We start from the raw sequence: 22633 nt of genomic DNA, 5'->3' as shown, positions 1-22633 counted from the left end.
GCCGGGTACATAGGAACCGGAGTGTAAGGAAGCGGTCGAAACCAGCCCAGATTGCCGCTGCAGGGATCCTCGACTGACTCCTAGAAACTGCTTCCCCACGAATAGTTGAGGCGGGCGTAGTAATAGCCGCCGCTCAGGCCCCAGGGGGTGAACTGGCTGTAGGGGAGCCCGAAGATGTCGGCGAAGAGGTCCATCCGTTGGGAGAATGTGTTGAACACGTTCTGGCCGCCAAATGCCAAGGTCACGCCTTCTCCGAACCGGATGCTCGCCTCCAGGTCGACGATGTAGCGGCCCTCCAGAAGTGGCGAGTCGGCGCCTCGGACGAACCTGGCGTCGAAATGGTCGACCCATGACCCGAAGTAGTTCAGGCGGCCCAGCAGGCCGACCCGGCCCACCCTCTGGTTGACGGCGGCGTTCCAGCGGATCCGGGGCACGCCGCGCTGCAGGCCCAGGACGTCGCCGGGGGTGAGGAGCTCCGATTCTTCCGTCAGTTCCGTGTGGGTGTAGTTCATGGCGAAACTGAGCACCGTGCCGCCGCCCAACCCGGGCGGAGTATAGGTCGAGACCAGGTCGATTCCCTGGTTCCGGCTCGAGAAATCGTTGATGAAGAACCGGAAGAAGGCCAGCGTGCCGGCCGAGGCGATTCCCTCCGAGATCAGCAGCGCCCGTTCGTCGTCCGTGAGGGTGAACGTTTGCGAAAGAGCGAGGCGGTTGGAAAGGTCGACGCGGAAGTAGTCAGCCGTCAGCGTGAATGGTCCGTTGTCGATCACCAGCCCGGCCGTGGTGTTGACCGACGTCTCCGGCTCCAGCGGTTTGCCCCCCTTCAGCTCCGCCGCCAGAAAAGTCGAGGGCACGTTGGCGCTGTCGACCAGTTGCAGAGTGTCCGGGTCGATGGTGGTCTGCACGTTGAGCGTATTTTGCTGGCCGGGCGTCGGAGCGCGGAACCCGGTGCTGACGCCGCCCCGCACCGAAACCGCGTCGCTCAACCCGAAGCGGGCGGACAGCTTCCCGTTGGTCGTGGAGCCGAAGAGGTCGAAGTGCTCGAACCGGAGGGCGCCGCCCACCGTCCACCGGTCCCCCGGGTCCCGCAGTTCCAGGTCGCCGTAGAGCGCCACGTTGCTGCGATTCCAGGCGCCGGCCGTATAGTCGGGGAAGCCCGGAAATCCGTTGGAACCGGAGACGAATCCCTGGGCCGCGTACGGTCCCACCTCCCAGGACGGCCGGCCGCCGGCGCCGATCTCGAAACGCTCGTTTCGCCACTCGCTGCCGGCGGCGATGTTGATCATGTCGGTCGCGGCGTAGGAGACGTCGAAATTGAGGTTCACGTCCTCCTGACGGTAGAGGCCCGGATCGAATTCCGTGGGAGTTTCGGGTCCGAGCGAGGCGTTGACGGTGTTCTTGAAGAAGAAATCCGACTCGTGGGCGCCGTAGCTGGCGCTGGCGTCCCAGTTCAGCCCGTTGGCAAGGACTCCACGGACGCCTCCCACCACCGACATGTCGGTGACCACGCCGCCGAACTGGGGTGTAAAGCCGCCTGGGAACAACTCCCGGAAGGAGAAGCAGTTCGGGTCTGCGGACACCCGCGCCAGGGCTTCCTGATCGGGTACGTTGCCGGTGATTCGCACGACGGGACAGTTTGCCGATCCGTCCACGACGCCGTCGCGCGCGTCCAGCAGGTCGGCGATCATCAGGGTCTCGCCGCCGTCGAGGCTGTAGATGTTGGCCCGGTTGTTGGGATTCCGGAAATAGAAACCCTCCGTCACCTTCTTCTCCGCGAAATTGGTGTGGCCGTAGATCTGTGTGCCATTGGAGAACAGGTGGCCGAAGTTGCCGAAGAACTTCAGGTCGTCCTCGATGGTCGGGTTGCCCCAGATCTGGGCCGGATCGGCCACCTGGGTGTTGCCGGCCGCGATGAGGGCCGCCGCGTCGGCGCGTTGCACGCTTCGGTTCGTCGGGTCGGAGTTGCCGTACTCCAGGCTGAGGTTGGCGAAGCCGGTTTCGCCCAGCGGCAGTCCCACGTTGCCGGCGAAGGTGTAGGAATCACCGTCCCCCGCGTGGTAGGTGCCGGTGTTGAACTCGACGCTGCCTCCTTCCCGGGCGTCCTTGAGCAGGAAGTTGATGACGCCGGCGATGGCGTCCGAGCCGTATTGGGCCGACGCGCCGTCCCGCAGCACCTCCACCTGGCGCAGCGCGATGGCGGGAATCGTCGAAATGTCCGGACCCTGCGCGCCGTCCGTGACGCCGGAGAACCAGGCGATGACCGACGAGCGGTGGCGGCGCTTGCCGTTCACCAGCACCAGCGTGTGATCGTGCGCCAGGTTTCGCAGGCTGGCCGGCCGCACCAGGGTGGCGGCGTCACTGATGGGATGGGTGGCGACGTTGAAGGAGGGAACCAGTGTGCGCAACTGGTAGTCGAGGGTGGTTGAGCCTTGGCTGATGACATCCTCCAGGGGGATGGCGTCGATGGGGACTGGAGATTCGGTCACCGACCGCGGCTGGGCTCGGCTCCCGACCACCACCAGCTCCGTCTCCAGGAGGGCCTGGAGGGTGATGGCGACCATGCCCTCCGAATGGTCCACGGAGCGTTCGTCGACCTGAAAGTTCTCCGCCGAAACGATGACCCAGTGTGGCCCGGAGCCGAGACCGCAGAATGTGGCGACGCCGGAGTTGCCGGTCCTCTCCTCCCGTTCCCCGATGGTGACCGTGGCGCCTTGTATGGAGGCGGAGGAAGGGTCCAGGACCCGAACCTCGAGGCATCGTTCTTCCTGTCCACCTGTCTGTTGCCCGAACGCGGGTAACATCAAGGCGAGCATGAGCAGAGTCGATAAACCGGTTGTGGGGCCGGTCAGTCTTCCTTTCATTTTCGCTTTTCCTCGCTTTCCGTAAAACGCAATACGGCCCGAACCTATGAGGCCGCAGTGTGAGCACCTGACTGAATGGGTGGAAAATACCGGACGGAAAAAAACGGGTGAGGTTGGTAGCGGGGGGGGGATTCGAACCCCCGACCTTTGGGTTATGAGCCCAACGAGCTACCAGGCTGCTCCACCCCGCAACAGAGACGGGAAATCGTAGTCGAAGGCGGGAGAGCTTGTCAAGTTCTCCGGTCGCCTGGGTCATGGGCCGATCGCTGCGGCTACTGCTCTCCGCCACCCTCCGCGGGAGCCTCTTCTTCGGCATCCTTGGCGCAGCGGAAACCGGTCCCGTACTGAGCCTTGGCCGGGTATCCGCTACGGGTCAACAGATTCATGCTGCTTCCCTTGAAGGCGAAGGACGAACCTCTCAAGGAGTAGAGCCTGAACCGGGACGTGAATGCAGGATTGTTGCGGACCTTTCTCGTGCTCTGCGGATAAGGCCGGAGCCGATCGCTGGTCCACTCCTGGACATTGCCCATCATGTCGTAGACGCCGTAACCGCTCTTGTCCGTCTCGAAGCTGCCGACTTCGACCAAGCCGTTGAAATTCATGTCGTTGGTGTTGGACTTGCTCGGATCGTAGACGTCTCCCCACGGAAACCGGAGGTTCTCCGGCCCCCTGGCGGCCCGCTCCCACTCCGCCTCGGTGGGGAGGCGTTTTCCGGCCCACTCGCAGTAGGCCTTGGCGTCGTCCAGAGTCAGATTGGCGACGGGAACGTCCTCCTTGCCGATGGAGTACATGGGACGCCAGTTGCTTTCCACCTTGGTGCGGCTCTCGGTCAGGAACTTGATCCACTGGCCGTTGGTCACCTCGTAGACATCGATGTAGTAGGGGTTGTCAAAAGTCACCTTGTGAGCCGGCGTCTCCAGACCTGCAGCGTTATTCGGGACGCTGTCGGTCCCCATCATGAACTCCCCGGCGGGGATCAGGACCATGTCTCCCGGTTTGGGCGGGGGCGGGGGTAGATCGACCGGAGCCTCAGGCTCCGGTGGCGGCGGTTCCGAGCAACTGAACCAAGCCAGCGATCCGATCACGAGAACAACGAAGAACGGGATTCTGGGTATCATGGTGTCCCATTTATAACACCCGACTCGGCGATAAGATAGTTGCGCGGCCCCGAATCGTCAGTGCCGCCGGCTATGTTCCATGCGTCTTCCGAACCCATGACAAAGCCTCGTCCCGCGCGGTCAGGATCCCCTCCAGTTGGAGGTCTTCGGCTTGCTTCAGGATCTCCGAGAACAGGGGCCCCGGCTCCAACCCCAGCGCGATCAGGTCGTGCCCGTTGATGAGCGGCGGGGGAGCCAGCGCCTCCCGATCCAGTTCGCTCAGTTTCTCCCGGCAGAAGTCATAGTTGGAAAGATCGCCGTGGCTGGCCAGGCAGTCCAGGCGATGCAACTCCAGGTGTTCTTCGAAACCTTCCGTGCGAAGAAAGCGGCGAAGCGTGCTCTCCCGCATCTGCCGGACGTGCATGAAGCGGAGGTGATCCTTGACCAGACGCACCACGTGCTGAATCTGAACGCCCGGGAGCTTGAGCCGGCGGCAGATTTCCTCGGCCATCCGGGCCCCCAATTCGGCGTGGCCGTCGAACCGGATCCGGTCCCCAAAGGCGAAGGTGCCGGGCTTGCCCACGTCGTGAAACAGCACTGCCAGAGCCAGGGTCGGACTCAGGTTCCGAACCAGGGAGAACATGAGCCGTGTGTGCTGAAAGACGTCCCCTTCCGGATGGAATGCCGGCGGCTGCATCACGCCGTGCATGTCGAAGACCTCCGGCAGCACCTCCTCCAGCACGCCCGAGTCGGATAGCAGCGACAGGCCCCGCGCCGGTGCGGGACCGCAGAGAATCTTCAGGAGTTCGTCCCGGATCCTCTCCCGGCTGATCTGCGAGAGCCGATGAGCGTAGCGGGTCACGCCGTCGTAGGTGGGGCCGTCGATCCGGAAGCCGAGCTGGCAGGCGAACCGGATCGCCCTGAGCACCCGGAGCTTGTCCTCTTCGAACGTCAGCAGGGGGTCCCGGACGGTCCGGATCAGGCCCCGGTCCAGGTCCTTCCGTCCATTGGTGTAGTCGATGACTTTCCCGGTGACCGGGTCCAGGAAGAGGGCATTGACGGTGAAGTCCCTGCGCAGGGCGTCCTGCCGGGCGTGGGTGAAGCGGACCTGGTCCGGACGCCTTCCGTCCGTGTACCCCGACTCGGCCCGGAAGGTGGCGATCTCGTAGTTGGTGCCGCCGACCACGGCCACGACGACGCCGAATTCGCGCCCCACTCCGATGGTCCGGGGAAAAAGTCTCTCGACAACGTCGGGAGGAGCCGCGGTCGCGATGTCGATCTCGTCGAAGCGGCGGTTCAGGAGAAGGTCCCGGACGGCGCCTCCCGCGAAATAGGTCCGATAGCCCTCCGCGGCCAGAATGTCGTGGATGTGGAGGGCGCCCTCCCGAAGACGCGCCTCGATTCGTTCCAGCACTCGCCGCCCCTTCGGTTCGATTTCAGGATGGAAGGATCGGGTTCCTCGTCAGGTTCGGATCGTGGCCCGGCCCGGACTTATTGTGACATCTTTGATGCCGTACGGCATGGTGAAAGGCTTGCGGGGATCGTCGGAGAGCTGGGTCGCCTCCATGAGGCGGTCCACGAGGGAGTCCAACAGCATGGCGGGAAAGGGCACCCCATCCAGATTCAATCCCACCAGCCGGTATTGGCCGCGCCCATCCTCCACCTCCAGGACTCCGTCCACTTCCACCTGGTGGCGCCCGCCGAGGAGCGCCGCCAGGAGACCCGCTTCGGGAGCTTTCCGGCTCGAAACGACCTTGCTGAGGTCGACGTCGGCCCGAACCAGCAGACGATCCTGGCGGAAGACCACCCTCACCGATTCGACCCCCTTGGGATTGTATTTCCGCAAGCGAAAGGCCAGAAACGCATTGAGGTCCTCTTCGCTGAGGACGTAGGTTTCGGGAGGGGACCCGGGAGACTCGGAACGCGTCTCCAACTGCTGGAAGAGCCGCTCCACCCGGGCGGCCGCCTCGTCCGCCTCCCCGAAGGCGCCTCCGGAGACGGTAGCCAGGAACGCGGCTGAGAGCAGGAACCCGGCGGCTCCGCGAAGAGTCCCAGCGAACCGCATCATGAGGGGCCGTTCCCGTGGCTGAGGACGGTCTTGGCCGCCGGCAATTCCGAGGGAATCGATTCGAAGATCTCCCGTTCGGCGCCGGCCAGTGCGGCCGCCACCAACTCTTCCACGTCCAGTGCGGCCTCGATCTCCTCGATGGCGGCCGCTCGCGCGCGAGTCTCGGGGTGCTTGGGAACGAAGAGGGAGCAACAGTCCACGTCGGGCAGTATGGAGACGGGAAAGGTCCCGATCCGCCTGGCCGTCTGAATGATCTCCTCCTTGTCGTCTCCCACCAGCGGACGGAGCACGGGCATGCTCACGGTACTGGAAATCACTGACAGGTTGGCCAGCGTCTGGGAAGCCACCTGGCCGATGCTGTCTCCGGTCACCAGGGCCAGCGCGCCCTCCTTGAGAGCCAGCCTTTCGGCGATCCGCAGCATGAATCGACGGTAGAAGACCACCCGGGTCTCCGGCGGAGTCAGGGCGACGATCTGCCGCTGAGTGTGGGCGAAGGGCACTCGGTAAAGGACGGACTCGAACTGGAATTCGTTCAACAACCTCACCAGGCGCCGGACCTTCTCCTGGGATTCCAGGTTGGTGAAGGGATAGCTGTGAAAATGGACGAAGATCACCGGGCAGCCCCGCTTCATGATCTTGTACGCCGCCACCGGTGAATCGATCCCGCCGGAGAGGAGCACGACGACCCGGCCCGAAGTGGTGACGGGAAGGCCGCGGGCGCCCGGCAACCGGGTGAAGTAGAGGAAGGCGTACCGTTCCACGATGTCGACGTGGCAGGTCAGATCGGGAGCGGTGAGGTTCACCCCTTTGCCCGAACGCTCCACCACATGGGAACCGAGCAGTCGGTTCAGTTCGGGTGACGTCAACGGAAAGCTCTTATGGGCGCGCCGGGCCTCGATCTTGAAGGTGTCGAACTCCCGGTCCCGGACCAGCGTCCAGAGGTTTCGCTCCAGGTCCTCCAGAGATTGCCCGGAGAGCCACGCGGAAGAACAGGACGCCACCCCAAAGACTTTCTGGAGGCGTTGTCCAATCCGCTCGTGAGGGGCATCCTCCGGCACTTCCACCAGAATCCGCCCGGAGATTCGCCGGACCGACTTGTACGGATACTCTGCCAGAGCCTTGCGGATGTTCTCGCAGAGTCGCCTCTCGAAGAAGGCGCGATTCCCCTTCTTGAGGCCGACCTCATGATAGTGGCAGAGGAAGAAGCGGCGCACGAAGGCAATTATAGACCGAACCGGAGCGGCGGTTTCCTAACCGCCAAATCCCGCACCGCACACGTAGCGACGTGGAACCGGACGACAAAACACCCGTGCCTTCAATCGCGTCCCTTCAATCGTCCATCCTGCCTCGAAAACCTGGCGCAGACGGCGAGTCCGATCGGCGTGCGGTAGAATCACCGCATGAATCGTCGCAACTGTCTTCTTGGTTTTCTGGGAATCGGCCTCTTTTCCGGCCGCGCTTCCGCTGCTGCCCATCACAAGCCGATCCAGCTTCACGTGGACCTGGAAGTGGACCCGGCCCGGGAAGGAGAGATGGTGGAGAACTTCCACAAGATCTTCCGGCCGGCCATCAGCGCCCAGCCCGGCTTCGTCGAGGTCCGCCTGATGAAGCTGCGGCAGGCCCTGGCGGGTCCGGCTCCCGGCAACTTCAAGTACCGGCTCCTCATCAGCTTCAAAACCGAGGAGCAGCGCCAGACCTGGGTGGCCACGGATGAACACCAGAGGGTCTGGCCCACCATCGAGAAGACCCTCACCGGGTCGAAGTACGGTGTCCTGCTCTACGACGTCGTCTGAAGCTTTCTTCGAGCCGTCAGGTGACGATGTTGCGCGGACGCCCCTCGAGGAAGGCGATGACGTTGTCCACGACCCCCTGATTGAGGAGGTCGTAGCCTTCGGGGGTCTGGTCCGCGCTGTGCGGGGTCAGGACCACCTGCTCGCACTCAAACAACGGGTCGTTTCCGGGGAGCGGCTCGGTGTCGTACACATCCAGACCGGCGCCGCCCAGATGCCCTGAGTCGAGGGATTCCACCAGCGCAGCCGTGTCGACGATGGCTCCCCGTGCCGTATTGACCAGCAGACTCCCCGGTTTCATCAGCGACAGCTCCCGGGGGCCGATCAGATGCCGGCTCTCCGGGGTCAGTTTGAGGTGAAGCGTCACCACGTCCGCCAGTTGCAACAGCTCGTCCAGCTCCAGGAAGCGCACCCCCAGCTTTCGCTCCCGCTCGTCGGTCGGATTGAACGTCCAGGCAACCACATCCATTCCCAGCGCCCGGCAGAGCTCGATCATCTTGGCTCCGATGGCGCCGGTCCCGATGACGCCGGCGGTCTTGCCCCGCAGGTAGACGTTGTTCATGCCGATCCATCGGCCCGCCCGCAGCTCGGCCGTCTGGTAGGAGACCCGCTTGGAGGCGGCCAGCATGAGAGCCAGTGCATGCTCGGCCACCACCGCGGCCGTCATCCCGGGAATGTTGGAGACGATGATGCCTTGCTCCCGTGCCGTCTCCAGATCAATGGAGTCGGTGCCGATCCCACACACGGTGATGAAACGCAGGCGGGGAAGTTGCTTCAACAGGTGCCCGGGCCATTTGACGGCGCCCCGGGAATTGATCATCGCCTGCGCGTCCCGGACGCGGGCCAGTTTCTCGGCGTCGCCGTCGGGACGAGTGGAGTAGAGGGCCACCTCTCCATAGGGGCGCAGCCGCTCCAAGTGAGGTGATCCGGCCAGTTGCACCGGGTGGTCACCGGGAACCACGATCAAGGGTTGCTTTGCCATTGCAGTAGTACCTTTCCTCTGGACGATGGTAGGATCGGGGCCAGATTTTCTTGCTGAACGCCGACCGGAACAGCGTTCACATTAGTACTTCGGGCCGGGGTGCGGCAAGACCCACCTGAACGAGACCCGTGAAATGATCAGGCGCCGAGATTTCCTCCGGAAGACTGCCGCAGCAGGGGTCCTGGCCATGAGCGGGAAGGTGGTTCCAGGCGCCGCCGCTTCCGGCAGAGGAGACCAGGGAACCGCCGTTCCCGTCCCCTTTTCGTACGAGATTCCCCACACCCGAAAGGCGATTCCCATCCAGGGCGCCAGGATCTACCCCATGTCCAGCCCCTTCTCCCGGACCGACACGCGGACCGGCCTGACCCCGGACGGCCGCGTCTTCGCGGCGGGCAGCGGCTATTTGTGGGAGTCCACGGACCGCGGCAGGACCTGGACCATGCGAAAGCTCCCGGTGGGCACCGGCGGCGGGTTCGGAATACTGGACGACGACGTTTTCATCCTGATCCACGACGCGCCGGACCACTCGGTGACCTATGTCCAGCGCTCCACGGACTACGGTGAGTCCTGGAGCGAGCCCTTTCCCCTGGACGTGAGCCCCTACACCTTCAGCGGCTCCGGGTGGAGCGACGTCTACCAGCATCCGGACGGAACCGCCATGATCACCGTGACCCTCCGCCACCGCGACGGGGTCGACGAATGGGACAACCCTCGAATTCGGGGTTTCCACGACCACATCTTCCGGTCCCGGGACGGGGGCCGGAGCTGGGGAGACCGGACCCTGATCCTACCCTATTCGGCCGAGAGCACCTTGATGGCGGTCAAGGACTCGAACCGGATGTTGGCCTACATCCGAGCCCAGAGACCGATGCTCCAGGAGGACCCACCCGACTTCCGGGAGAAGACCGGAGCCAGCCCCACCGAGCAGTGGGTACTGAAAAACGGGGTGATCGCCGAGTCTTCCGACGGCGGCCGAACCTGGGTCAACCCCAGGCTTTTCGACCTGCGGGGCAGCATCCCCGGCGAGTTCGTCCAGGTTCCCGACGGAAGGATCGCGGCCATCTGGTTGCAGCGCTACCCCTACGAGCTGGCCGGGATCCGGGCGCGCATCAGCTCCGACGGAGGACGGACCTGGGACCCGACGACCTATTCGCTCATGCACGGGCACGGCTACCCGGACAGCGTCGTCTACCCCGACGGCACCATCGTCACCGTCTGCGAAAATACGGACTTGAACCACCGGGGCCGGGTGGTGGGGAGCCGCACCATGGCAGCCCTCCACTGGCGCCTCGGAGGGGCGACATCCTAGCCGCCCATCGGGAGCGGCGGCTTTCTTGCCGCCGATCGGAGGGGCGACTTTCTTGTCGCCCACTGGGAACGGCGGCTTTCTTGCCGCCGGTCTCCGGAGGAACAACACGCGATACGAGTTGCGGGAGACTCGAAATTCGCCTTTCTCAGGGAGTCAACATGCACCGATTTCACATAATCCACTTTCTGTGGGCGCTCATGTTGAGCTTCGGCTGCAGTCCGTCGACGCGCCCCGCCGGCGAGACCCGGGACGCGCCGGCCCCTCCCGCCCCCTTCACCCCCAACGGAGAAATCCGGATCACCCGGGACCACCAGGAAATCGGAACCCTCCCCGCCGAATACATCCCCCTCGACTATCCCGATATGCCCTGGCGGGGCGACCCCGGCATCGGCATGACCGGGGACGGACGTATCTACGTCTCCCTCTATGCTCGGGTTTTCCTCTCCCGCGACGCTGGAAAGACTTGGGAGAGCCGCTCCATCGACGTCGATTCTCTGGACCCGCCCATGCGGGCCAAGAACTATGACTCCTTCGGAGTGTTGCGGGACGGCACCCTGCTCTGGGCCTACCGCGCCGACGATCCGCCCACCGACTTCCTGCTGCGCAGCACCGACGGCGGCGAGTCGTGGCACTCCTGGAGCCGTTTGGACAACCTGTCTCCTTTCATGCGGGCGGGGGGGAACCAGAACTGCCTGCTGGAGCTTCGGGACGGAACACTTCTGTGGCCCACCATCATGGCTGCCCAACACGCCTATGACAGAGAGGACGCCTCGAAACCGCCGCCCACCACCTATGTCTTCCGTTCCACCGACGGTGGAAAGAGCTGGGAGGAGAAGCATTCCTTGCAGCAGTGGGGCACCGAGACCAATCTGCTGGAACTTCACGACGGCCGCCTTCTGGCCGCCATCCGTTACCAGCGCAGATACGAGGCTCCTCCCCCGCAGAACGAACCGCCGTCCCTGATCGAGGATCACGCCCGGCGGGAGATACAGAAATCCACCGTGGGAAAACGCGTCTTCCTGTCCGATTCCGCAGACGGCGGCAGGAGTTGGCAGAATTTCCGCCCCGTCTGGCGTCAGACCGACGGGCCCATGGATCTTGAGTTCGGCCAGGCCCACGGGCACATGGTCCAGCTCTCCGACGGGACGGTGGTCCTGGTGGTGGAAGACCGCTACCCCTATCCGGAGGGGGACGTCAGGGCCCGGATCAGCCGGGACGGCGGACAGACCTGGTTGCCCGAGGTCTACCATCTGAGCCCGGGTCACGGCTACGGCGCCAGCGTCGTCCTGGAGGACGACACCATCGTGACCGCCTTGGGGAACACACCGCTGGACGAGAGAGGACGCCCCGTCGGAAGCTACACGGCCCAAGTCGTCCGGTGGCGTCTGCCCAACTGAAACCGAAGCCGAACCGGGCCGTCCCCACGGACTGCTATCTGAAACGGATCGAGTAGAGGTCCGCGTCCTTGAGGACGAAGCAGAGGCGGACCGGTTGCCCCGCCAGGGGGGAGACATCCGTCCCGTTTTGCCAGGCGGCGACACGCTCGATCTCATCTCCCACGATTTCCATGGAGTCCTCCAGCGCGTAGCCGGCGACGGGCTCGCCGTTGGAGGACTGAATTTCCACCCGGACGCTTCCGGCGCCCGACGTGGAGGTGTTGAGCAGCAGTTCCTTGCCCGAGAAGGTGAGCGGGCGGGTCACCATTTCTCCGCCGTCATAGGGAGCGTTGACCGACGCGAACCCGTCCACCCTCAACACGTACCGGCGGATGTGCCAGTGTCGGGTGCCGGTCTCGCGGCTGACGTACATGGAGATCTCCCGCGGGCCGGTGGGCACCACGCCGCGAAGGGCGAAGGTGGTGCGCGTGATCCAGTTCCGGGCTCCCGGTCCGGGACGAATGAAACCCTCCCGGAACGTCGTGTCGTAACGGTTGCCGGGTCCACGCGTGGTCATGAGGACCGTCTCGGAAGTGTCCATCCACCTTCCCTCCGGTACCCCGGCCGCCTGGGCATCCTCATCGGTCAGCACCTGCCGGCCCACCATGAGCCGGGCCGGAAACGCGAGATAGATCTGGGGCGCCCGGTAGTAGGGCAGCGTCAGGTTGATGTAGAGGTGATTTTCGGGAATGGTCCCGCCATCCCCATAGCTCATGGGTTGGAATTCGGACCACTCGTACAGGTTGGGAGCCGTGAGCCGGGCGATGGCCCGCCGTCCCACCGATCGGTTGGGGGAGGTGAAGTAACGCGAGTAGATGACGTACTGCTGCTCAACCTCCGACCAGAAGAAGGAAAAGTCTCCGTCGAGCGTTCCGTAAAGGTTGTTCCGGAACAGCGGCTTGTCTCCGAGCCTCTCCCAGGCCCTCCCATCTTTGGAGACCCAGGGGATGACGTCGGTGGGGCTTCCCTGCCAGAAACCCTCCTGATTCACCGTGAGCCTGCGGGCCAGTTCCTCTTCGGTGGGATTCGCACGGTGTCCTTCGTCCAACTTGAGCGCTATCAGGCGCCGTCCGGCTGGCACACCGGGCCGGGTGTCGAGATAGACCCTGGCGGCAGGTTCCTCCAGGTGATCGTAGAGATACTCGCCACCGGCCGTTCCCACCAGGTTGTTCTGCCGGCTCCCGCCGGCCTCGATGAGGCCCAGCGCCGGTTTGGTCCAGTGGACCCCGTCCCCGCTCTCGGCATAGCAGAGCTTGTTGGACCCGTGGTAGTACAGGAGGTACTTGCCCTGGTGCAGGATCACCGTCTGGCCGAAACCGAGTTCGCCTTCCCAGGGGCGGTCTCCCCGGATCACCGTCTCCGCGGGACTGGGGTGATGGAGCTTGAGGCGAGCGCCCTCCAGACGATCGATGAGGTGATGGTCAACGAACAACTCCAAGCGGTCTCCCATCTCGACCAGGGCGGGACGGTTCAATAGGCCGGGAGTGCCGGCAACGGCTCCTTGGACCGTCAGGAATACGAACAGGAACAAGTGAAGTAAGAAAAGCCGGAATCGCATCATTTGGGGTTTCTCTGGTAGAGAATTCGGCTCATGATACTGCAAGCCATGCGTAAGACAACCCCGAGAATCCACATCCCCCTGTTTTTGGCAGCGGCCGGTTTCCTCTCTTGTGGGGCGCCGCGAGACGAGGAACCGCCTCCCGCCATTCAATTCAGCGAACATCTGATCATGGAGGGATACACCTATCCCTTCGGAATCGCGGCCGCCGATCTGGACGGCGACGGCGACCTGGATCTGACCAGCGCCGACGCGCTTCCGCACAACGACCTGTACTGGTTCGAAAACAACGGCGCGGGCGAGTTCACGCGACGTTTCATCCAGCAGGACGACCCCGAGCGGCTCGAGCGCCACGCCGTGGGGGACGTCGACGGCGACGGACATCCGGACGTGGTGATCGTGAAGAACCTGCACGGAGACCTGCTCTGGTTCGAGAACAACGGCAATCCGGCGGACGGACAGCTTTGGAAACGGCGGAACATCGCCAAGGGGACGCTGCCGGGCGCCTATGACGTGGCCCTGGCCGATCTGGACGGCGACGGCGATCTGGACGTGGCGGGCTCTTCCTGGTGGTTGGGCTACCAGTTCGCCTGGTTCGAAAATCCGGGGAACCCGGCGGACCCGGAGGTCGAAGCCTGGGAGCAGCATCTGATCGAAGGCGATCTTCGGGAGACCACCGCCATCCGGGCGGCGGATTTCGACGCCGACGGCGACTGGGATCTGCTGGCCACCGCCGCTCTCGAGGAGATCGTTCCCATCCACACTGCCGAAGCGGGCAACGCCATCGTGGTCTGGTACGAGAACAGCGGCCGGCCATCGTCCGGAACCTGGACGAGGCGCCTGATCGCCGAAGCTCCCCGGGCCCTTCACGGACAGCCGGTGGACATGGATCTGGACGGCGATCTGGACGTGGTCCTGGCCGGCGGACGGGAGCTCACGCCGGGGCAATCGACCCACTCGGTCCTCTGGTACGAGAACGCCGGCGATCCCACCGAAGGCCCGTGGCCGGTCCACGTCATCCGCGAGCCCTACCAGAATGCGTTCGAGGCGGATGCCGCGGACCTGGACGGTGATGGAGACGTGGACGTGGTGGCCACCGGTTGGGGCGACCCGGGCCGTGTCGCCTGGTTCGAGAACGGCGGAGATCCCAAGGGCGCATGGACCATGCATGTGTTGAAGGACAACTGGCGCCGGGCCAACCAGGTCATCATCGCCGACCTGGACGGAGACGCAGATCCGGACCTCGCCGCCGTGGCGGAACGGGGCACGCTGGAATTCCGCTGGTGGCGGAACCAGGGGAGACAGCCATGAAGGTCGTGGAAAGAGGCGTCCTGGCCGAGAGCGAACCCGGAACCCATCGTGCCGTGACCACCTTTCCGGCGCTTGCCGTCCTGGCAAACGGCGGCCTTCTGGCCACCTGCCGCGCCGGTTCCAGCAAGGACGGCGCCGACGAGTGTGCCGAGCTCTTTCGTTGGGACGGGGAGGAGCGGTGTTGGAGCGCTCCGAGCCGTCCCTGGAACGCTCCCACCGTGGACGGAGTCGGGGGGACGCTCAAGATCTGCTACCTCACGGAGACGGCGCCGGGGCGTCTTCTGGCCGCCGGAATGTGGGTGGATCGCCAGACCTACCCGGGCCAGGGCCTGTTCAACGCGGAGACCGAGGGCTGCCTCCCCATGGCGGTGGTCCTGGCCGAGTCGGACGACGAGGGGAGAACGTGGTCGCCCTGGCGGGTCGTTCCCATGCCGGAGGAGATCGGTCCGCCCAGTCTCACCAGTCCCGTCTTTCGCCTCGCCGACGGCACTTTGGGGATGAGCATCGAGACCAACAAGCACTACGACGACGGGTCCAAGTGGTACCAGAAGGTGGTCCTCTTCCACTCCCGGGACGGCGGTCTGAATTGGGAAGATCCAGTCGTTGCCGGTGAAGATCCGACCGGACGCATCTTCAACTGGGACCAGCGCGTGGGGGTGGCGGCCGACGGCCGGATCGCGGCCTTCCTCTGGACCTACGACAGCGAAACCAGGAAATACCTGAACGTCCACCGGCGCCTCAGCGCCGACGGCGGCTGCACCTGGTCCCGCGCCCAGGATCTGGGTTTCCCCGACCAGGCGGCCCATCCGGCCATGCTCCCCGACGGGAGGGTCGTTCTGGCCTGGGTGGACCGGTACGGGACCCACTCCATCCGGGCGCGGCTGGCCGGGAGCGTAGATGCGGATTTCGATCCGGACACCGAGGTGATTCTCTACACCCATGGCCCTTCGGGATCGCAGGACTCGCCGGAGGACGAGACCGGGGAACTGCTTTCGGAAATGTCCCTCTGGAGCTTTGGCTTGCCGTTCGCCGAAACCCTGCCGGACGGGACGGTGATGGTGGCCTACTACGCCGGTGACGCCGGTTCCATGAACTGCTACTGGGCCCGCCTGGATCCGGATGCCTGAAGCCGGCCCGGAAACCCCGGGTATTCTCATCGAGATGAACGTCGGGGTCCCCGTCCGGGACGGCGTCGTCCTCCGCGCCAACATCTTTCGCCCTGATGTTCCCTCTCCCTGTCCCGGTCTGCTGACGCGGACCCCCTACGGGAAGGCGGAGAGCGGATTGGAGCCGCTGGTGCGGGCCGGCTACGCGGTGGTCGCCCAGGACAGCCGGGGCCGATATGCCTCCGATGGGGAGTACGTTCCGTTCACGGTGGAGCGGACTCAGGACGGGGAGGACGGGTACGACAGCGTGGAGTGGCTGGCCGCGCAGCCATTCTGCAACGGCAAGGTGGGCACCTTCGGAGTCTCCTACAACGGCTGGATGCAGTGGTCCCTGGCCCGGCTCCGGCCGCCTCACCTGGTGGCCATGTGCGCCAATTCCATCCCCCTGGAGATCACCGATCTGGACTGGTGGGGTTCCTTCCGTCCGGGACGGCGGGTCAAATGGTGGATGAACAGCATGGCCCCGGACCTCCGCCGCCGCCATGGGCTGCCTCCGCCCCACACTCCGGAGGAGGCCGAGAAGATCTGGGACGAGCAGGAGCAGATGCGTTGGATCTGGTTCCTGCCCTGGATGGATCTCCCCGGTTATCTTCCGCCGGGGCTTCGGGAATATGCTCGGGACTGGCTCCGAAATCCGACCCGCCGCGCCTGGCGATTCGACCGGATCCACCGGGAGGTGGAGGTCCCCAACCTGGACTTCAGCGGCTGGTACGACCACTGCAACGGCTCCATGAGGCACCTTCGACTGATGCAGCAAAACGCCCGGACGAAGGCAGCCAGGGAACAGACCCGGCTCGTCATCGGACCCTGGAACCACAAGCACCTGGGGGAGCGGTCCCTCGGCTCCATGGACTACGGACCGGAGGCCCGGGTCGACCTGACCCAGGTGATGATTCGCTGGTTCGATCATTGGCTCAAGGGAGACGGAGACGGTCTGCGGGGGGAACCGCCGGTGCGGTATTTCGTCATGGGTTCGCAGGTCTGGAAAGGGGCGGCGACCTGGCCTCCGGAGGATGGCGTCGGTTGGCGCGAGTTCTATCTGGACAGCGGCGGGGACGCCCACCGCCCGGACGGCTCAGGGCGGCTTTCGGCGTCGGTTCCGGCGCGGTCCCGTGAAGATGCCTACGAGTACGATCCCAAGGATCCGGTCCCGACGCTCTGGAGCCAAGAGATGTTCACGCAACCCTCCGACCGGTCCGCCCTCGCCCACCGCCGGGACATCCTGAACTACCGGACCGACCCCTTGGAGCAGGAGGTGGAAGTCGTCGGCTATCCCGAAGCCGTTCTTTTCGCCTCGACCTCGGCCCGGGACACGGACTTCTTCGTCCGGCTCGTGGACGAACATCCCGACGGCCGGGCCCTGGACGTCGGTTACGGCATGGTCCGCGCCCGGCACCGGATCTCCATGGATCGGGAGGACCTGGTGACTCCGGGCGAGGTTGTCGAGTACCGCATCAGGCTGGGACCGACCGCCTGCCGGTTCCTCGAGGGACATCGAATCCGGGTGGAGATCACCAGCAGCGACTTCCCGAATCACGATCGGAACCACAACACCGGAGGGAAGGATCTGGCCGAGACCGAACTGGTGACGGCCCGCCAGGTGATCCACCACTCCCGGTGCCATCCTTCCCGGATCGTGCTCCCAGTCGCTCTTGAATTTACTATAAATAGTAAACCCTGACCTCTAATTATCTATGCATAGACAAATAGGTCCTGGACAGTTGGGAGGAGGGACAGTCTTGTCCCTCATTCATTCTTGGCTGGAACGGAACCCGATGTTTCCGATAGACTGCCGACCGAACCCAGGCTCCTCCCATGCCGGCTCCCAATCTTGAATTCAGGAAAGTGACCGGTCATTGCGGCGCCGAAGTGCACGGCATCGACCTCTCCCGGCCGCTTGGGGCGGAGTTGGTGGATGCCCTCTCCAACGCACTTGCCGAACACTGCGTCCTCTTTTTCCGCGGCCAGTCCATGACCCCGGCCCAGCAGAAGGCGCTGGGCCGCAATTTCGGTGAACTGCATATTCATCCCGCATGGCCCCGCCTGGTCGACGGCCATCCCGAAGTCATGGAAATCTACGCCGACGAGAACACCCGCCGGATCGCCGGAGAGGACTGGCACTCGGACGTCTCCTGCGACCGGGAGCCGCCTCTGGGGACGATCTTTCAGATGCTGGAGGTGCCGCCGGTGGGGGGCGACACTCTGTTCGCCAACATGTACGCGGCCTACGAGTCCCTTTCGGCGCCGATGCGGCGGATGCTCGAAGGAATGACCGCCGTCCACGACGGGGAGCAGGTCTACCGCGGCCGTTACGACGACTCCGACGATGAGGGGAAGACCTTTCCCAGATCGGAGCATCCCGTCGTCAGGACGCACCCGGTGAGCGGACGCAAGGCGCTCTTCGTCAACCGCCTGTTCACCACCCGTATCGTCCAGCTTTCAAAGAGTGAGAGCGACGCCGTCCTCGGATTCCTGGTGGAGCACGCCGCCAGCCCCATGTTCCAGTGCCGTTTCCGGTGGAGCCCCGGATCGGTGGCGTTCTGGGACAACCGCTGCGCCCAGCACTACGCCCTGTGGGACTACTATCCCAACCGCCGCCGCGGCCTGCGCGTGACCATCAAGGGAGAGAGGCCGCGTTAGGAGGGGCGACATTCTTGTCGCCCATTGGGACAGGCGACTTTCCTGTCGCCTGCTCTTCCTGCCGGAAAGTGTACAGGGGGACTCCGTCCGCCTAATCTCCAACCGGCGGTAAGAAAACCGCCGCTCCCATCAAGGCAGATTCTCCAGGCGCCAGAACCGGCCTCGGAGGATCTTGTCCCGCTTGTAGGCGCCGAAGGTCAGGAACCGGTTCTTGGAGACTTCGATGGTCGCCGGCACCGAGGCGCTGTAGTGGTCCACCTTGCCCACGTCCCGGAACGCCGGGAACACCATGAACCTCTTGGCCTTCGCCGGCAACTTGGTGCCCTTTTCGGTGCCGTCGAGCCAGGTCTTCCCTCCGTTCAGACTGATTCGGACCACATGATCAATATGATTCTCTCGTTGTCCCGGGTCCTGACCCGCGTGGCTGGCCAGAACCAGCCAGTCATCCTCGGTCCAGACCATGGACCAGCGGTAGCTGGCAAATCCGAACAATCCGCCAGGCACTTCCCGGAAGGATCGGCCGCCGTCGGTCGATTCCAGCAGGAGGCCGTTCTTGTAGGCCCAATCGGGCATGTAGTTGGGCGGCGTCATATCCATGGCGCTCAGCTTCCGGATCGCCTGCAGGTCCTCGCCCGGCAGGGCTTTCCGTTGGATTCGGGTCGCCGCGAAAATGTGGTCCGGGTCGTTGGGATCCACGGCGTAGGCGGTCTCGGTGGCGTGCTGGTGGACGATGGTGGGATCTCCCCAGGTTTTCCCTCCGTCCCGGGTGCGGACCATCACGTCGCGGATGCCGGGCCGGGACTGATCCTCCTGATGCCAGTCATCCCAATCGGGGTAGCGCATGCTGAGGGAAAAGAAGGTGGTCCCGTCGGGCCGCTCCGCGAAGTTGGGGTGGCACCAGGCGGTCTCCATCATCGTATAGGGGTCCGCCCCGGGGTCGGGAGAGAAGCGGCCGTAGTCGATCTCCCGGCTCTCCCAGGTCCGGCCGCCGTCCGTGGATTTCGAGAAAAAGACCCTCCGGTCCTTGTACTCCATGGACTTGCCGTCGGCAGTGTAGGTCGGGGGGGCCTGATGGAGCAACCAGAGACTGCCGTCCCGGGCGACGTGGAAGCCTGCCGTATGCTGGCCGGGAGGGGCCTGCGGCAGTTCGACCGGAATCGTCTCCCAGGTCCGGCCCTGATCCTTGCTCCGGAAGAGGCCCGGCTTCGGTTCGCCGGTATTGAGCCAAATGGCTCCTTCGGGACCGCGAACCACGTTGTAGGCATCCAGGTCGGCGCTCGCGGGGGCGAGGATCACCTCGTCTTCGATGAAGAGCTGGACGTCCGCCAGGCTTCCACCGGCCCAAGCGGTCACGGCCGCCAAACTGAAAACGAACAGAACAATTGCGGAGTCGAGTCGTCTTGTCATGAGCTGTCTTCCCCCATCGGCGGTTGGAATCCGCCGCTCCAATCGGCGACAGGAAAGTCGCCGCTCCGTTACGGCAAGTTCTCCAGGCGCCAGAACCGGCCCCGGAGGATCCGGTCCTTCTTGTAGGTGCAGAAGGTCAGGAACCGGTTCTCGGCGATCTGGATGGTCGCCGGCACCGAGGCGCTGTAGTGGTCCGCCTTGCCCACGTCCCGGTACCCTGGAACCACCATGAATTTCTTCGCCTTCGCCGCCGTGGATGTCCCCTTTTCGGTGCCGTCGAGCCAGGTCTTCCCTCCGTTCAGACTGATTCGGAGCACCTGGTCGCCAGGACTCTTTCGTTGTCCCGGGTCCTGACCCGCGGTGCTCGCCAGGATCAACCAGTCTTCCTCCGTCCAGATCGCGGACCAGCGGTAGCTGCCGAAGCCGAACAAGCCGCCGGGCACTTCCCGGAAGGATCGGCCGCCGTCGGTCGATTCCAGCAGGATTCCGTTCTTGTAGGCCCAGTCGGGCATGTAGTTGGGCGGGGTCATGTCCATGGCGGTCAACTTACGGATCGCCTGCAGATCCTCGCCCGGCAGACCTTTCCTCTGAATTCGGGTGGCCGCAAAGATGTGGTCCGGGTCGTTGGGGTCCACGGCGTAGGCGGTCTCGGTGGCGTGCTGGTGGACGATGGTGGGATCTCCCCAGGTCCGCCCCCCGTCCCGGGTGCGAACCATCACGTCGCGGACTCCGGGGCGCGTCTGATCCGCTTGGGAGTAGTCCTCCCAGTCGTCGTAGCGCATGCTGATGGAGTAGAAGGCGCTCCCGTCGGGCCGTTCCACGAAATTGGGGTGGCACCAGGCGATGTCAATGGACGTATAAGGGTCCGCCTCGGGGTCGGGAGCGAAGCGGGCCTGGTCGAGCTCCCGCGTCTCCCACGTCTGGCCGCCGTCCGTCGAGATCGAGAAGAAACCCCGCCGGTCGGTGGACTCGATCGACTCGCCGTCGACAATTCGATAAGGGGCGGCCTGGTGGACCAGCCAGAGACTGCCGTCCCGGGCGGCGTGAAATCCTCCCAGATGCTGTCCGGGCGGGACATCGGAGAGCTTCACGGCAATCGTCTCCCAGGTCCGGCCCTGATCCGTGCTCCGGAAGAGGCCCGGGTCCGGTTCGCCGGTGTTGAGCCAGATGGCGCCGTCCGGTCCCCGAACCACGTTATGGGCGTTCAGACGGGCGCTCGCAGGGGCGAGAATCACTTCGTCTTCGATGAAGAGCTGGACGTCCGCCAGGCTTCCTCCCGCCGGAGGAGCGCACCCCGCCAGGGCGAGCGCCACGAGCATGATCATGGAATCGAGTCGTCTTGACATGAGCTGTCTTCCCCTGTTTCAGATTGGGACCGGGTCTGCCGTCGTCGGCGTGTTGAGATTTCCTCTATGATGAGGTCAATTGTCCGAACGGATCTCTCTCGTTTTGAGCCGGTTCAGGAGATTCTGATGCAATCACTGCGAAATTCCAAGTACGGGTTCCTGCTGCTGGGATACGTTCTCGCCGGCTGGGTCACGGCCTCAGCCGGGTCCACGTTGGACGTGGCGCAGAACCGGCAGTTGTTCATCGACGACTACATCATCGAGTCCTTGGACGGCGTCGCCAAGACCCTGAACCAGCCGGTCAAGTACGGAGCCGGCCCGGTGCTGCCCATGGTTCCCGAAGGAGACCCGTCCTGGGAAGCGGGGATGCACTTCTGTTTCATCACCATCCTATTCGACGAATCGGACGGGCTGTACAAGATGTGGTACAGCCTCTGGGGAGCGAAAGACCAGTCCATGATCCTGGCCTACGCCTACAGCCGGGACGGAATCCGCTGGGTGAAGCCCTCCCTCGGCATCGTCGAGCACCGGGGCAGCCGCGACAACAACATCATCATGGACAAGGACGGGCTCGAAACGGGTGTCTTCATCGATCCCCGGGAAACCGATCCCGCCAAACGGTACAAGATGCTCTACCAGGGCATTCGGGCCGCCTACTCGGCGGACGGAATCCGCTGGACCGACTACAAGGGCGGGGAGAAGGTCATCTTCCACGCGCCGGGGCATGACAGCCAGCCGGTTCCCTACTGGGACGGCCGGCTGGGCAAGTACGTGGCCATCATCCGGGACCGCACCGGGATGATCAAAGAGGTGCGCAAGAAGATGGTCAGCGATCCCTGGGCGCGGAAGGTCTACGCCCAGCTCTGGGGCGGGCCCAAGAAGGACCGGGTTCCCGAGAACCACAGCCTGCGCCGGGTGGGCCAGGTGGAGAGCGACGACTTCGTCCACTGGACTCCCATGCGGACGGTGGTGGCGGCCGACGACCGCGACCCGATGCACCGGGACCAGTTCTACAACATGCAGGTCATGCTCCACGACGAACTGCGGATCGGGTTGATGACCGTTTTCAGCTATGGGTACGAACGTCCCCGGGGACCGGTGCAGCTCACCTACAGCCGCGACGGCCTGAACTGGCATCGAGGCGGTGGCCGGGAGGTCTTCCTGCCCCTCTCGGAGCGGCCGGGGGACTTCGACTGGGGATTCATCTGGCCGGTGCAGGGACCGCTGGTCCGGGATGACGAGATCTGGATCTACTACGTGGGCTGGGGCGCGGACCACAACTCGGAGCCGCCGGACGGGTTCGCCGGTTTCAAGAGCGGCATCGCGCTGTCTAAGCTGCGCCTGGACGGGTTCGTTTCCGTCGATGCCAGAGCGAAGGCGGGTGTCCTGACCACCAAGCCCTTCCGCTTCCGGGGCGGTGAACTGCTGATCAACGCGGACGCGGGGTCGGGCCGGGTTCAAGTCGAGATTCTCTCCACGGAAGGCCAGCCGTTGGAAAGCTTCGGCCGGGGCGATTGTGACGTGTTGGAATCGGACGCCGTCCGCCATCGCGTTTCGTGGAGCGGACAGGGTAATCTGAAGGGATTGGAGGGGCAGCCGGTACGGCTGAAGTTCTATCTGGAGAACGCCAAGCTCTTCTCGTTCGGTTTTCGAGATTGATAG

At 64.4% G+C, this 22633-nt stretch carries 17 protein-coding genes and 1 tRNA gene; 8 read left to right on the top strand and 10 right to left on the bottom strand.

Features of this window, described 5'->3' with window-relative positions; genetic code table 11:
• Positions 1 to 80 precede the first annotated feature (80 nt).
• The 6 genes from OXT71_11055 to thiI all read right to left on the bottom strand — a co-directional run bounded on the left by OXT71_11055 (position 81) and on the right by thiI (position 7240).
• Positions 81 to 2861: a TonB-dependent receptor gene (locus OXT71_11055; protein MDE2926923.1), complete on the bottom strand. Its 2781-nt coding sequence runs from the start codon at positions 2859 to 2861 to the stop codon at positions 81 to 83.
• 114 nt (positions 2862 to 2975) lie between these two features.
• Positions 2976 to 3052, bottom strand: a tRNA-Met gene (locus OXT71_11050).
• Positions 3053 to 3133: 81 nt separating this feature from the next.
• Positions 3134 to 3979, bottom strand: a complete 846-nt coding sequence (locus OXT71_11045) for an SUMF1/EgtB/PvdO family nonheme iron enzyme (protein MDE2926922.1) — start codon at positions 3977 to 3979, stop codon at positions 3134 to 3136.
• A gap of 70 nt (positions 3980 to 4049) precedes the next feature.
• The gene (locus tag OXT71_11040) at positions 4050 to 5372 is read right to left on the bottom strand and encodes an HD domain-containing protein (protein MDE2926921.1); all 1323 of its coding nucleotides are present in this window, start codon (positions 5370 to 5372) and stop codon (positions 4050 to 4052) included.
• 48 nt (positions 5373 to 5420) lie between these two features.
• Positions 5421 to 6026, bottom strand: coding sequence for a hypothetical protein (locus OXT71_11035; protein ID MDE2926920.1), 606 nt, complete (start codon positions 6024 to 6026; stop codon positions 5421 to 5423).
• On the bottom strand, positions 6023 to 7240 hold the full coding sequence (gene thiI / locus OXT71_11030; protein ID MDE2926919.1) for a tRNA 4-thiouridine(8) synthase ThiI: 1218 nt from the start codon (positions 7238 to 7240) through the stop codon (positions 6023 to 6025). Before thiI ends, OXT71_11035 begins: the two co-directional genes overlap by 4 nt.
• 186 nt (positions 7241 to 7426) lie before the next feature.
• Between thiI and OXT71_11025 the strand changes: the two genes are divergently transcribed.
• Positions 7427 to 7819 carry an antibiotic biosynthesis monooxygenase gene (locus OXT71_11025; GenBank protein MDE2926918.1) on the top strand — a complete coding sequence of 131 codons (393 nt, stop codon included), beginning with the start codon at positions 7427 to 7429 and terminating at the stop codon, positions 7817 to 7819.
• 16 nt (positions 7820 to 7835) lie between these two features.
• Here the strand turns inward: OXT71_11025 and OXT71_11020 are convergent, their stop codons facing one another.
• Entirely contained in the window at positions 7836 to 8798 is a 963-nt protein-coding gene (locus tag OXT71_11020; GenBank protein MDE2926917.1) for a 2-hydroxyacid dehydrogenase, read from the bottom strand.
• 133 nt (positions 8799 to 8931) lie between these two features.
• Here OXT71_11020 and OXT71_11015 point away from each other — a divergent pair, with 133 nt between their 5' ends.
• Together OXT71_11015 and OXT71_11010 are read left to right on the top strand one after the other, a co-directional pair.
• Complete coding sequence (locus OXT71_11015) at positions 8932 to 10107, top strand: sialidase family protein (protein MDE2926916.1); 1176 nt, start codon at positions 8932 to 8934, stop codon at positions 10105 to 10107.
• A 158-nt stretch (positions 10108 to 10265) separates the two neighbouring features.
• Positions 10266 to 11504, top strand: coding sequence for a sialidase family protein (locus tag OXT71_11010; protein ID MDE2926915.1), 1239 nt, complete (start codon positions 10266 to 10268; stop codon positions 11502 to 11504).
• A 34-nt stretch (positions 11505 to 11538) separates the two neighbouring features.
• Here the strand turns inward: OXT71_11010 and OXT71_11005 are convergent, their stop codons facing one another.
• On the bottom strand, positions 11539 to 13104 hold the full coding sequence (locus OXT71_11005) for a hypothetical protein (GenBank protein MDE2926914.1): 1566 nt from the start codon (positions 13102 to 13104) through the stop codon (positions 11539 to 11541).
• Positions 13105 to 13149: 45 nt separating this feature from the next.
• Here OXT71_11005 and OXT71_11000 point away from each other — a divergent pair, with 45 nt between their 5' ends.
• From OXT71_11000 to OXT71_10985, 4 genes are all read left to right on the top strand, one after another.
• Positions 13150 to 14412: a VCBS repeat-containing protein gene (locus tag OXT71_11000; GenBank protein ID MDE2926913.1), complete on the top strand. Its 1263-nt coding sequence runs from the start codon at positions 13150 to 13152 to the stop codon at positions 14410 to 14412.
• Positions 14409 to 15539 carry a sialidase family protein gene (locus OXT71_10995; GenBank protein MDE2926912.1) on the top strand — a complete coding sequence of 377 codons (1131 nt, stop codon included), beginning with the start codon at positions 14409 to 14411 and terminating at the stop codon, positions 15537 to 15539. The genes OXT71_11000 and OXT71_10995 overlap by 4 nt, the downstream gene beginning before the upstream one ends.
• Positions 15532 to 17259, top strand: coding sequence for a CocE/NonD family hydrolase (locus OXT71_10990; GenBank protein MDE2926911.1), 1728 nt, complete (start codon positions 15532 to 15534; stop codon positions 17257 to 17259). Before OXT71_10995 ends, OXT71_10990 begins: the two co-directional genes overlap by 8 nt.
• A 134-nt stretch (positions 17260 to 17393) precedes the next feature.
• A complete protein-coding gene (locus tag OXT71_10985) occupies positions 17394 to 18218 on the top strand; it encodes a TauD/TfdA family dioxygenase (GenBank protein MDE2926910.1) in 825 nt (274 codons plus the stop codon).
• A gap of 129 nt (positions 18219 to 18347) precedes the next feature.
• Here the strand turns inward: OXT71_10985 and OXT71_10980 are convergent, their stop codons facing one another.
• Together OXT71_10980 and OXT71_10975 are read right to left on the bottom strand one after the other, a co-directional pair.
• On the bottom strand, positions 18348 to 19625 hold the full coding sequence (locus OXT71_10980) for a sialidase family protein (protein MDE2926909.1): 1278 nt from the start codon (positions 19623 to 19625) through the stop codon (positions 18348 to 18350).
• 68 nt (positions 19626 to 19693) lie between these two features.
• A complete protein-coding gene (locus tag OXT71_10975; protein MDE2926908.1) occupies positions 19694 to 20971 on the bottom strand; it encodes a sialidase family protein in 1278 nt (425 codons plus the stop codon).
• Between the two features lie 126 nt (positions 20972 to 21097).
• On the opposite strand from OXT71_10975, the gene OXT71_10970 reads away from it, so the two are divergent.
• Positions 21098 to 22630: a hypothetical protein gene (locus OXT71_10970; protein MDE2926907.1), complete on the top strand. Its 1533-nt coding sequence runs from the start codon at positions 21098 to 21100 to the stop codon at positions 22628 to 22630.
• Positions 22631 to 22633: the final 3 nt, after the last annotated feature.

The organism is Acidobacteriota bacterium, assembly GCA_028874215.1.
GTDB lineage: Bacteria > Acidobacteriota > UBA6911 > RPQK01 > JAJDTT01 > JAJDTT01.
Note: the sequence above shows the minus strand (reverse complement) of the source record. Positions and strands in the feature narration are given on the sequence as shown.